The following is a 12,241-nucleotide window of genomic DNA, read 5'->3' on the forward strand; positions in this document are numbered from 1 at the left end:
TCGCTACCCTGACTTCTCAGCAGCGCGAGCCGACCCACCGCCCGCCGACAGCACGGTACGCCCGACCCGGAGGTCTCATGGCCATCGCCAAGACAATCGAACCCGACCAGGATCACACACATCCCGTCGTCGAACTGCGCGTGCGAGCAACGCCCGATCAGCTCTCCGTACTGCGCGCCCTTGCAGCAACCGTTGCCATTCACGAAGATTTCGACCTCGACTCCATCGCCGACATCAAACTGGCCATGGACGAGATCTGTACCCAGCTGATCGTCCGCGCGACACCGGATGCGGTCCTGGTGTGCCGGCTGCAGTATCTCGACAACACCCTGCGAGTCGACGTATCGAGCACCACCACCTCGGTCGACTCCCTCGGCGAGCGTTCGTTCGCCTGGCACGTACTCAACGCCCTCACCGATTCGGTCGATCTGAAACAGGAGCCCGACTCAGCCAGCGCGGGTTTCGTGACCACCATGGAATTCACCAAGGTGAAGAACGGCCTGAGTCTGTGACGTCCCATACTCACAGTGGGGGGCACACGGCCCGTTGGCCGGACGAGTATCAGGACGTCACAGCACTCTTCGAACAGATGGCAGCCCTCGACGAGGACGATCCCCGGCGCAGCAGACTGCGTGACGCCGTCGTGACGCGCTGCCTCCCGCTCGCCGAGCACATCGCTCGCCGTTTCGACGGCCGCGGCGAGGCGCACGACGATCTGGTTCAGGTCGCGCGCCTCGGCCTGGTCAACTCGGTCGACCGGTTCGACGTGGAGCGGGGATCCGACTTCGTGTCGTTCGCGGTCCCCACCATCATGGGCGAGGTACGACGGCACTTCCGCGACACCGGGTGGGCCGTGCGGGTGCCCCGCCGGATGAAGGAACTGCACCTCGCGCTGAGCCAGGCCGTCGCCGAACTGTCCCAGAGTCTCGGCCACGCGCCCACCGTCAGCGAACTCGCCGAACATCTGGACCTCGAACAGGAGGAGGTGGCGCAGGGGCTCCTCGCCGGCAACGCGTACCAGACGGTCTCCGTCGACAACACGTCGTCGGACCGGACAGGCGAGCTGTCCATGGTGGAGACACTCGGCGACTACGACGCCGCGATGGACGACGTCGAGAACCACGAAACCCTGCGCCCCCTGCTCCAATCGCTGCCCGAACGGGAGCGGACCGTCCTCATGCTGCGATTCTTCGGCAACATGACACAGACTCAGATCGCCGACCGGGTCGGTATCTCGCAGATGCACGTGTCCCGGTTGCTGGCGAAGACACTGGCATCACTGCGAGATCAACTCGGTGACGCGTAGGTCAGATCGTTGCCGTGTCGATCACGAATCGGTACCGCACGTCGCTGCCGACCACGCGGTCGTAGGCGCCGTCGATCTCGTCCGCCGAGATCACCTCGATCTCGGCGCCGATACCGTGCTGGGCGCAGAAGTCCAGCATCTCCTGCGTCTGCGCGATCCCGCCCACCATCGAACCGGCGAGACTGCGACGGTTGGCTGCGAGACTGAACGCGCGCACCTCGATCGGCTTCTCCGGCAGCCCCAGTTCGACCAGGGTTCCGTTGATCGCGAGCATCGACATGTAGGCGTCGATGTCGAGATTCACCGAGACGGTGTTGACGATGAGGTCGAATTGTCCGCGCAACTGCGTGAACGTGATCGGATCCGCGGTGGCGTAGTAGTGGTCGGCACCGAACTTCAGGCCGTCGTCCTTCTTGCCGAGGGACTGGCTGAGCACGGTGACCTCGGCACCCATCGCATGCGCGATCTTCACACCGACGTGTCCGAGACCGCCCATCCCGACGACGGCGACCTTCTTGCCCGGTCCGGCTCCCCAGTGTGCGAGCGGTGAGTACAGCGTGATCCCGGCGCAGAGCAGCGGCGCCGCGACGTCCAGTGCCAGGCCGTCGGGTATGGACAGGACGAATCGTTCCGTCACGACGATGTGCGTCGAGTAGCCGCCCTGCGTCCACTCGCCGTCGCGCCCCTTGGCGTTGTACGTGCCGGTCACCCGGTTGACGCAGTACTGCTCCTCGTCGGCCCGGCAGGCGTCGCATTCGCCGCAGGAGTCGACGAAGCAGCCGACACCGACCCGGTCGCCGACCCGGTGCTTCGTGACGCCGGAACCGACCGCGCTCACGACGCCCGCGATCTCGTGACCGGGGACGACGGGATAGTGCGTGCTGCCCCACTCGTTGCGGGCGGTATGAATGTCGGAGTGGCAGATGCCGGCGAACTTGATCTCGATGAGCACGTCGAGCGGTCCGAGCTCGCGGCGTTCGATGGTGGTCTTCTCGAAGGGTCCTGCGCTGGACGTGACTGCGTATGCGGCTGCGGTAACCATGCTTACATGCCTACATGTTTGCGCGACCGAACGCACGTTCGGAGCCACCGCTGACGCGGTGACCCCGAACACGCCTCAGAAATCAGGCCTCGGATTCTTCCTTCTCGGCCCGCCTGCGGAGACGCTTCGCCGCCGCCACCATATTGCGCAGCGAAGGCTCGAGCTGCCAGTAGTGACGCGTCTTCAGTCCGCCGTCCGGGTTGGCCCACAACCGCTCGAGTGAGATCGACTCGCTCGCCTCCGTGAGCAGTTCGTCCAACTCGTCGATGTCCGGAATCCGGGCCGACCGGCTCTCGTACACACCCGGACCGACACCGTGGGTCAGCGCCCGCTCCTTGATGGCATCGAGGACCCACGTGATGGAGCGCGTCGCCACGATCGCCGTCACGTCCGCATCGAGCCGTTCGATGGCGTCGACCACCGACGCCCGGCTCGTGTACGTGATATGCGTGTGGATCTGCGTCTCCGGCTTCGCCCCGCCCGTCGCGAGACGGAAGGCGTCGACCGCCCACTCGAGATACGCCTCGCGGCCGTTCTCGCGCAACGGCAGCAATTCCCGGATCGCCGGCTCGTCGACCTGGATGATCGCGATACCCGCCGCCTCGAGGTCGGCGATCTCGTCACGGATCACCAGCGCCAACTGGTCAGCCGTCTCGTACAGCGGCTGATCCTGGCGGACGAACGACCGCGCGATCATCGTCACCGGACCCGTGAGCATGCCCTTGACCGGCTTGTCCGTCAGCGACTGCGCGTACGAGATCCACTCGACGGTCATCGGCTTCGGCCGCGACACGTCCCCGTAGAGGATCGGCGGACGAGTACACCGCGAGCCGTAAGCCTGCACCCACCCGTTGTGGGTGAAGGCATACCCCTCGAGAAGCTCCGCGAAGTACTGCACCATGTCGTTGCGCTCGTGCTCACCGTGCACGAAGACGTCGAGCCCGATGTCTTCCTGCAACCGGATCGTGCTTTCGATCTCGGCCTGGATCCGCTTGTAGTACTCCTCCCACTCGAGGCGTCCCTCACCCAGCTCGTACCGCGCCTGCCGGATCGCGTCCGTCTGCGGGAACGAGCCCAGCGTCGTCGCCGGAACCAGCGGCAGGTTCAGTCGCTCCTGCTGGGCGAGCCGCCGCTCCTCGTACGGAACCCGGAGGCGGTCGCCCGGCTTGATCGCATTGACCCGTGCCCGCACCGCGTGCTTGAGCTTGAAGTGCACCGACGTGGGACGCTTGCGCCACTTGTCGGACGGACCTTCGGTGAGCGCCTTGGCCAGCGAAACCACCTCGCCGACCTTCTGCTTCGCGAACGCGAGCCGATCCGCGACATCACCCGGGATGTCGTACTCGGACAACACGTCGTACGGCACGTGCAGCAACGACGTCGACGTCGAGACCACGAGATCCGGCACGACGTCCTTCAGCGTGTTCAGGTACGTCAGCGTGTTGTACCGGTCGACGCGCCACACGTTGCGGCCGTCGACCACACCGGCGTAGATGCGCTTGCGCTTCATGCCCGGGATCTTCGCCAGCTCGTCGGCGCTCAGCCGGTGACTGACGAGGTCGAGGCCCAGAGCCTCCACCTTGGTGGAGGCAAGGATGGCGAGCGCCTCCCCGAGATGCCCGTACGGACCGGTGACGAGGATGCGGGGCCGCAGCGGTGCGTGCGACAGCTTCTCGTACGCCTTTGCCAGCGCGGCCAGTTCTTCGGGTGTGCGGTCCTCGGTGAACGACGGCTCGTCCAGCTGGACGCACGTGGCGCCCGCCTTCGCGAGCTGCTCGAACAGCCGCTCGTACTCCGGCAGCACCTTGTCCAGCAGGTCCAGGGTGGAGAAGCCGTGCCGCTTCGACGTCGGACCGACCTTCGACAGCAGCAGCAGCGACACGGGCCCCAACACGACGGGACGCAGTTCGATCCCGCGCGCCTTCGCCCGCTCGAACTCGTCCATCACGGTCTCGGACCGCAGCGCGAACTCGGTGTTCTCGTCCAGTTCGGGCTGACGGTAGTGGTAGTTGGTACCGAAGAACCGCACCAGCTCGAGCGGCGGGAAGTCCGGCCGGCCACGCGCCAGCGTGAAGTAGAAGTCCAGCGGATCGAGCTGACTCTCGAGCGGCTTGAACCGCTCGGGCACGGCACCGAACAGCAGCGCGTTGTCGAGTACGTGGTCGTAGTAGGAGAACGTGTTGCCCGGGACCTGGGTCAGACCGGTCGCGGCGAGCTCACTCCACGTCTCCTCCTGCAGATCCCGGGCGACGGTCACGAGTTCTTCCTTCGTGCTCGTGCCGTGCCAGTAGGACTCGAGGGCACGCTTGAGTTCGCGGCGAGGTCCGATGCGGGGATACCCCAGGATGCTGGATCCGTATGCTGCGGTGCTGGACATGCGGTCGACCTTTCTGGGCTCAGTCCAGTGGCTGAGAATGCCTCTGGGCTCGATGCACCTGTGCGCCTCTCACAACCGCCAGTGGTCGTGAAAGGCGCACAGGTGTAGTCGCCTACCTACCTACCTACTAGCTGGCCTTCTTGCTGGCACGGCCGTTGTCGCCGTACTCGTAGAAGCCCGCGCCGGACTTCTTGCCGACCAACCCGGCCTCGACCATGCGGAGCAGCAGCGGCGGCGCCGAGTACAGGGGCTCCTTGAACTCTTCGTACATGGAGTCGGCGATCGACTTGACCGTGTCCAGGCCCACCAGGTCGGTCAGCGCGAGCGGACCCATCGGGTGTGCGAGGCCGAGAACCGTTGCCTTGTCGATGTCTTCCTTGGTGGCGAACCCGGACTCCACCATGCGGATCGCGGAGAGCAGGTACGGCACCAGGAGGGCGTTGACGACGAATCCGGAACGGTCCGCGGAACGGACGACCTGCTTGCCCAGCACATCACTCGCGAAGGCCTCGGCCCGCTCGGACACCGACTTGCTCGTCTTGAGCGTGGTCACCAACTCGACGAGGGGAAGCACCGGAACGGGGTTGAAGAAGTGCATCCCGATGACCCGTTCCGGGGACTTCGTGGCGATACCCAGCTTCATGATCGGGATCGACGACGTGTTGGACGCCAGCACGGCGTTCGGATCCGTCACGACCTGGTCGAGTTCGGTGAAGATCTCGCTCTTCACCTTCTCGTCCTCGACGACGGCCTCCACGACGAGCTGCCGATCCGCGAAATCACCGAGATCGGAGGTGAACCGCAGCCGCCAGGCGGCCTGCTCACGTTCCCGCTCGGTGATCTTGCCGCTGCTCACTCCGCGGTCGAGCGACCGCAGGATGCGCGAACGCCCCGCCGCCGCAAGCTCGCGGGTCTGCTCGAACACCAGAACGTCGACGTGCGCGCGAGCACACACCTCTGCGATTCCGGCACCCATGATCCCGGCGCCGATCACGCCGACGCGCTGAATCTTTTCGCTGGTCACGTCAGCTCCTTTTCGTCTAGTGGAGTCGTCGCCCGGGGAGGGGCCCGGTTACAGGCCCCTCCCCGGGGTCGGGTTGATCAGGTGAAACCTTGATCGGTCGAAACCTTGGAGGCCAAGGCTCAGTGGAACTGACCCTCTTCGGTGGAGCCCTTCAGGGCAGCCGTCGAGGTGTTGGGGTCGACCGTGGTGGCGATGCTGTCGAAGTAGCCGGCACCGACCTCACGCTGATGCTTGATGGCGGTGAAGCCACGCTCCTCGGCGGCCTTGAACTCGCGCTCCTGCAGGTCGACGAAGGCGGTCATGCCCTCGCGGGCGTAGCCGTGCGCCAGGTCGAACATGCCGTAGTTGAGCGAGTGGAAGCCGGCCAGGGTGATGAACTGGAACTTGAAGCCCATCGCGCCGAGCTCCTTCTGGAACTTCGCGATGGTGGCGTCGTCCAGGTGCGCCTTCCAGTTGAAGGACGGCGAGCAGTTGTACGCGAGCAGCTGGTCCGGGAACTCGCTGCGAACCGACTCGGCGAACTTCTTGGCGACCTCGAGGTCCGGCACGCCGGTCTCCATCCAGATGAGGTCGGCGTACGGGGCGTAGGCCTTGGCGCGCGCGATGCAGGGCTCGATGCCGTTCTTGATACCGAAGAAGCCCTCGGCGGTGCGGGTTCCGTCCAGGAACTGCTGGTCGCGCTCGTCGACGTCGGACGTGATGAGGGTCGCGGCCTCGGCATCGGTGCGGGCGATGACCACGGTGGGAACGTCCGCGACGTCGGCGGCGAGGCGAGCCGAGGTCAGGGTGCGGATGTGCTGCTGCGTGGGGACGAGGACCTTGCCACCGAGGTGGCCACACTTCTTCTCCGACGCGAGCTGGTCTTCCCAGTGCGAACCGGCGACGCCGGCCGCGATCATGGCCTTCTGCAGCTCGTAGACGTTGAGCGCGCCACCGAAGCCTGCTTCTCCGTCGGCGACGATCGGGGCGAGCCAGTTGTCGACGGAGGTGTCGCCCTCGACCTTGGCGATCTCGTCGGCACGCAGCAGCGCATTGTTGATGCGGCGCACGACCTGCGGGACCGAGTTGGCCGGGTAGAGGCTCTGGTCGGGGTAGGTATGTCCGGACAGGTTCGCGTCACCGGCGACCTGCCAACCGGACAGGTAGATGGCCTTGAGGCCTGCACGGACCTGCTGAACGGCCTGGTTGCCGGTCAGCGCGCCCAGCGAGTTGATGTAGTCCTCGTTGTTCACGAGGTCCCAGAGGATCTCGGAACCACGGCGTGCGAGGGTCTGCTCTTCGACAACGGTGCCCTGGAGCTTGGTGACCTGCTCCGCCGTGTAGTTGCGGGTTACTCCCTTCCAGCGCGGGTTGGTGTCCCAATCCTGCTGGATTTCAGCTGCGGTCTTCGGGGTGCCGGTGGTCGACATCAAGACTCCACTCTCTTCGATCTGCTGGTCCGGTACGGATGTACTGCTTCACATCCTTGCCAGGCCCTTCGTATGTACTTACCGAGAATGACACACGCAAAAAGTGCCGTCTACCTGTTGCTAATGCCAATCTTGGCTAGCTTTTCACAGAGCTTTGCAAAGACTGTTAAGAAAGTTCGGTGCCATACCTGCCCGATCGGAGAGGAAAAATACTCGCCAGTAGCAAAAAGCCGCAGGTGGTGAACCAAATGCACGCAACTGGCCGTACACAGATATTTCCGCCCCAGCGACCCTCGCCTTCCCGCCGCGGCACACCCCGCGACGCGCCCGTTGTGACTGCAATCACCAATCAGGTCGGTTACCGTGACCTCGAATGGTCTCCTCCGGCGAAGGGCACCACGTTGCCGCTGTACGAATTCCGATGCGCCGCCGACTGCGGCCCGTTCGAGCGGTCGTTCCCGATGGCCGACGTACCCGGCACCACCCGCTGCCCCCGGTGCGATCGCGACGCCGTCCGGCGTGTGTCCCCGCCGCGGCTCGGACACGGGTCGTCGTCCGCGATGAACCTCCTCGACCGCACGAAGAGGTCGGCTCACGAACCGGACGTCATAACCGGTCCGCCGCCCCCGGCCACGGCCGGACGTTCATCCGTCACGAGCAATCCGCTGCACCGCCGACTTCCTCGTCCCTGACCGGCCACCGAAGGAGCGCACATGCCCGAACTGCTGTTTCCGCTCGATTCCTCGAAGAAGTTCACCGATCAGGCGATCGTCGGCCACAACCGCTGGCACCCCGACATCCCGCCCGCGGTCACGGTGAAACCGGGCGACTCCTTCCGCGTCCACTGCCGCGAATGGTTCGACGGCGCCATCCACAACGACGACTCCGCCGACGACATCCTGAACGCGCCCCTCACCACGGTCCACACGTTGTCCGGGCCGTTCGCCGTGGAGGGCGCGAAGCCCGGCGACCTGCTGATCGTCGACATCCTGGACGTCGGACCCATCCCCCAGGAGGATTCCGGCCCGCTGGCCGGCCAGGGATGGGGATACACGGGGATCTTCTCCCGCCACAACGGCGGCGGATTCCTCACCGAGCAGTTCCCCGACGCCTACAAGGCCGTCTGGGACTTCTCCGGTCAGACCGCCACGTCGCGGCACGTCCCGCACGTCTCGTTCACCGGCATCGTCCACCCCGGACTGATGGGCACCGCGCCGTCGGCCGCCCTTCTGTCGAAGTGGAACGCGAGGGAGGGCGCGCTCATCGCCACCGACCCGGGCCGGGTTCCCCCACTCGCCCTGCCGCCCGAACCGCAGGACGCCGTCCTCGGGTCCCTGTCGGGCGCCGACTTCGACCGCGTCGCCGGCGAGGCCGCCCGCACCGCGCCCCCACGCGAGAACGGCGGCAACCAGGACATCAAGAACCTCACCAAGGGCAGCCGCGTCTTCTACCCCGTGTTCGTCGACGGCGCGAACCTGTCCGTCGGCGATCTGCACTTCTCCCAGGGCGACGGCGAGATCACGTTCTGCGGCGCCATCGAGATGGGCGGCTTCATCGACCTGCGTGTCGACATCATCAAGGGCGGCATGGACACGTATGGCGTGTCCGAGAACGCGATCTTCATGCCCGGTAACACCGATCCGCAGTATTCGGAGTGGCTCGCGTTCTCCGGAACGTCCGTCACCCTCGACGGGGAACAGAAGTACCTCGACTCGCACCTGTCGTATCAGCGGGCGTGTCTCCACGCGATCGACTACCTCACCAAGTTCGGGTACAGCCCCGAGCAGGCCTACCTCCTGCTCGGCGCCGCCCCGATCGAGGGCCGGTTGTCGGGGGTGGTGGACATTCCGAACTCCTGCTCGACGGTGTACCTGCCGACGGCGATGTTCGACTTCCCCGTCGCACCGTCCGCGTCGGGTCCGTTCCGGATCGACCCGGGCGTCGGCGCGCCGCGCTCGGAGAACAAGGCCTGAGCTGCGGGCGAATGTACCTTTCAGCGCCTCCAGTGCGCCCAGAGGTACATTCGCCTCGCGTCACCGCGTCCCGACCCGCGCGAGTAAATCTTGCGAAGGTTCCGTTCGCACATCTGACCTGCGCCGGTACCATTGCCGTATGTCCAAGACCTTCGTCGGCACCCGGTTGCGTCAGCTCCGAACCGAGCGTGGACTGAGCCAGGCGGCGCTGGCGAAGACGCTGGAGATCTCCGCCAGCTACCTCAATCAGATCGAGCACGACGTGCGGCCACTGACGGTGCCGGTGCTGCTGCGGATCAGCGAGGTGTTCGGCGTCGACACCACGTTCTTCTCGTCCCAGGACGACACGCGCCTGATCGCGGAGATGCGCGAGGTGGCGCTGGATCAGGAGATGGGCATCGACGCGGACGCCCAGGAGATCGCCGAGATGGTGGCGTCGCATCCGGGCCTGGCGAAGGCGATGGTCAACATGCACCGCCGCTTCCGCAACACCACCGCGCAGCTGGCGCTCGCCACGGAGGACCGCTACAGCGACGGCAGCGGTAGCGGCTCGATCACGATGCCGCACGAAGAGGTCCGCGACTACTTCTATCAGCGGCAGAACTATCTGCACGAACTGGACACGGCGGCGGAGGAACTGACCGCGCGCATGCGATTCCACCGCGGCGACGTCGGCGGTGAGATCGCCCGCAGGTTGCAGACCGTGCACGACGTGCAGATCGTCAAGCGCATCGACCTGGGCGAGAACGTCCTGCACCGGTACGACCCCGAATCCCGGCTGCTGGAGATTTCGCCGCACCTGTCGGGCGGCCAGCAGGTGTTCAAGTTCGCGACCGAGCTGGCGTTCCTCGAATACGGCGACCTGCTCGACAAGCTGGTCGCGGAGGGTGGCTTCACGAGCGACGAGTCCGTCGCGCTCGCCCGGCTCGGGCTGGCCAACTACTTCGCTGCGGCCACGGTGCTGCCGTACGGCCAGTTCCACGACGTGGCCGAGGATTTCCGGTACGACATCGAGCGGCTGTCCGCGTTCTACTCGGTGAGCTACGAGACGATCTGTCACCGTCTCTCGACGCTGCAGCGTCCGAAGCTGCGCGGTGTGCCATTCATGTTCGTCCGTGTCGACCGGGCCGGGAACATGTCGAAGCGGCAGTCCGCCACGGGGTTCCACTTCTCCACCAGCGGCGGCACGTGCCCACTGTGGAACGTGTACGAGACGTTCGCATACCCCGGCAAGATCATGAACCAGATCGCACAGATGCCGGACGGCCGCCGGTACCTGTGGATCGCCCGGACCGTCGAACGTCGCGCCCAGCGCTACGGCCAGCCGGCCAAGATCTTCGCGATCGGGCTCGGCTGCGAGATCCGGCACGCCCACCGCCTCGTCTACGGCGACGGTCTCGACCTCGACGATTCCAACCCGGGCACTCCGATCGGCGCCGGTTGCCGGGTGTGCGAGCGTGTCAACTGCCCGCAGCGCGCATTCCCGCCGCTCGGCAAGCAACTCGATATCAGTGAGCACCAGAGTTCGGTCTCCCCGTACCTGATCCGCTGACTCCTCATGGTTCGTCCGATGTCATATCGCTTCAATCCGACTGAACCGGTGTGACGTTGGCCGCAGCGGCAACAGCATCCGGCCCCGCCGGGAGCGCTGTGAGCGCTTGTTCACGTAACCGTAATTCGCGTCACGAACACGTCACCGACAGACATTCAGGCGCAACAACGGCCGCTTAATGTTCGCCCCACGAATACACCTCTGTATACGTGGGGCGGATACATGTCCCGGGTTGCGGAGGTCCCAAGTCCTCCGACGGAAAGGCCCGTACATGCGCACCTTCTCCAAGCGCGCCCTCGCTGCACCGACCGCGCTCGCCGCCATCGGGCTCGTGCTGACCGGTTGTGGCAGCAAGGCGTCCGACACGGCAGGCGAGTCCACCGCGGCGTCCTGTGTGGACACCTCCGGGGACACGATCAAGGTCGGGTCGCTGAACTCGCTGTCGGGCACGATGGCCATCAGCGAGGTGACCGTCCGGGATTCGATCGCGCTCGCGGTCGACGAGATCAACAACTCGGGCGGCGTGCTCGGCAAGAAGATCCAGATCGTCGCGGAGGACGGGGCCTCGGAGCCCACCGTGTTCGCCGAGAAGGCGGAGAAGCTGATCAGCAGTGACTGCGTCGCAGCCGTGTTCGGTGGTTGGACGTCGTCGAGCCGCAAGGCGATGCTGCCCGTGTTCGAGGACAACAACTCGCTGCTCTACTACCCCGTGCAGTACGAGGGCCTCGAGGATTCGAAGAACATCTTCTACACCGGGGCGACCACCAACCAGCAGATCGTGCCCGCCCTCGACTACCTGAAGGAGAAGGGCGTCAAGTCGCTGTACCTGGTGGGCAGCGACTACGTGTTCCCGCAGACCGCCAACCGCATCATCAAGGCGTACGCGGAGGCCAACGGCATCGAGATCAAGGGTGAGGACTACACCCCGCTCGGCTCCACCGACTTCTCGACCATCGTCAACAAGGTCCGGTCCGCCGATGCGGACGCCGTCTTCAACACCCTCAACGGCGACTCCAACGTCGCGTTCTTCCGCGAGTACGCGAACGTCGGCCTGAAGCCCGCCGACATGCCCGTCGTGTCCGTGTCGATCGCCGAGGAAGAGGTCGGCGGTATCGGCGTCCAGAACATCGAGGGCCAGCTGACCGCCTGGAACTACTACCAGACAATCGACACGCCGGAGAACAAGAAGTTCGTCGACGCGTACAAGGCCCGGTACGGCGCGAACAAGCCGACGTCCGACCCGATGGAAGCCGCCTACACGTCCGTGTACCTGTGGAAGAACACCGTCGAGAAGGCGAACTCCTTCGCCACCAAGGACATCCAGGACAACGCGGACGGCGTCACGTTCGCCGCGCCGGAGGGACTGGTCACCATCGACGGGTCCAACCATCACATCACCAAGACCGCGCGCATCGGTGAGATCCGGAACGACGGCCTGATCTACACGGTCTGGGATTCGGGCACCCCGATCCAGCCCGACCCGTACCTGAAGTCCTACCCGTGGGCCGAGTCGCTGGGTAGCTAGAACACGGTCCGACGAGCACGAGGGAAGAGAGAG

At 65.5% G+C, this 12,241-nt stretch carries 10 protein-coding genes; 6 read left to right on the forward strand and 4 right to left on the reverse strand.

The genetic code is table 11. The features are described 5' to 3' along the window. Nucleotides 1-77: 77 nt before the first annotated feature. Complete coding sequence (locus tag RHA1_RS10330) at nucleotides 78-512, forward strand: ATP-binding protein (protein ID WP_011594942.1); 435 nt, start codon at nucleotides 78-80, stop codon at nucleotides 510-512. Beyond that, nucleotides 509-1,306 (forward strand): RNA polymerase sigma factor SigF, encoded by a 798-nt coding sequence (locus tag RHA1_RS10335; protein ID WP_005251853.1) that lies wholly within the window; start codon nucleotides 509-511, stop codon nucleotides 1,304-1,306. Before RHA1_RS10330 ends, RHA1_RS10335 begins: the two co-directional genes overlap by 4 nt. Before the next feature lies 1 nt (nucleotide 1,307). On the opposite strand, the gene RHA1_RS10340 is transcribed toward RHA1_RS10335, so the two are convergent. The 4 genes from RHA1_RS10340 to aceA form a co-directional block, all read right to left on the reverse strand. Continuing rightward, on the reverse strand, nucleotides 1,308-2,348 hold the full coding sequence (locus RHA1_RS10340; protein ID WP_009474794.1) for an NAD(P)-dependent alcohol dehydrogenase: 1,041 nt from the start codon (nucleotides 2,346-2,348) through the stop codon (nucleotides 1,308-1,310). Nucleotides 2,349-2,430: 82 nt separating this feature from the next. Further along, complete coding sequence (metE, locus tag RHA1_RS10345) at nucleotides 2,431-4,725, reverse strand: 5-methyltetrahydropteroyltriglutamate--homocysteine S-methyltransferase (protein ID WP_011594944.1); 2,295 nt, start codon at nucleotides 4,723-4,725, stop codon at nucleotides 2,431-2,433. Between the two features lie 127 nt (nucleotides 4,726-4,852). Continuing rightward, nucleotides 4,853-5,749 carry a 3-hydroxybutyryl-CoA dehydrogenase gene (locus tag RHA1_RS10350; protein WP_005261077.1) on the reverse strand — a complete coding sequence of 299 codons (897 nt, stop codon included), beginning with the start codon at nucleotides 5,747-5,749 and terminating at the stop codon, nucleotides 4,853-4,855. A gap of 119 nt (nucleotides 5,750-5,868) precedes the next feature. After that, nucleotides 5,869-7,158, reverse strand: coding sequence for an isocitrate lyase (aceA, locus tag RHA1_RS10355; RefSeq protein WP_009474796.1), 1,290 nt, complete (start codon nucleotides 7,156-7,158; stop codon nucleotides 5,869-5,871). Between the two features lie 332 nt (nucleotides 7,159-7,490). Here aceA and RHA1_RS10360 point away from each other — a divergent pair, with 332 nt between their 5' ends. The 4 genes from RHA1_RS10360 to urtA all read left to right on the forward strand — a co-directional run bounded on the left by RHA1_RS10360 (nucleotide 7,491) and on the right by urtA (nucleotide 12,208). Next, on the forward strand, nucleotides 7,491-7,850 hold the full coding sequence (locus RHA1_RS10360; RefSeq protein ID WP_041811331.1) for an FmdB family zinc ribbon protein: 360 nt from the start codon (nucleotides 7,491-7,493) through the stop codon (nucleotides 7,848-7,850). A gap of 21 nt (nucleotides 7,851-7,871) precedes the next feature. Beyond that, nucleotides 7,872-9,131 (forward strand): formamidase, encoded by a 1,260-nt coding sequence (gene fmdA, locus RHA1_RS10365; protein ID WP_011594946.1) that lies wholly within the window; start codon nucleotides 7,872-7,874, stop codon nucleotides 9,129-9,131. A 139-nt stretch (nucleotides 9,132-9,270) separates the two neighbouring features. Beyond that, the gene (ramB, locus tag RHA1_RS10370) at nucleotides 9,271-10,683 is read left to right on the forward strand and encodes an acetate metabolism transcriptional regulator RamB (RefSeq protein ID WP_007301354.1); all 1,413 of its coding nucleotides are present in this window, start codon (nucleotides 9,271-9,273) and stop codon (nucleotides 10,681-10,683) included. Between the two features lie 271 nt (nucleotides 10,684-10,954). Beyond that, entirely contained in the window at nucleotides 10,955-12,208 is a 1,254-nt protein-coding gene (gene urtA / locus RHA1_RS10375; protein ID WP_005563339.1) for an urea ABC transporter substrate-binding protein, read from the forward strand. The last annotated feature ends 33 nt before the right edge of the window (nucleotides 12,209-12,241 follow it).

This window comes from Rhodococcus jostii RHA1, from assembly GCF_000014565.1.
In the GTDB taxonomy this organism is placed as follows: Bacteria; Actinomycetota; Actinomycetes; order Mycobacteriales; family Mycobacteriaceae; genus Rhodococcus_F; species Rhodococcus_F jostii_A.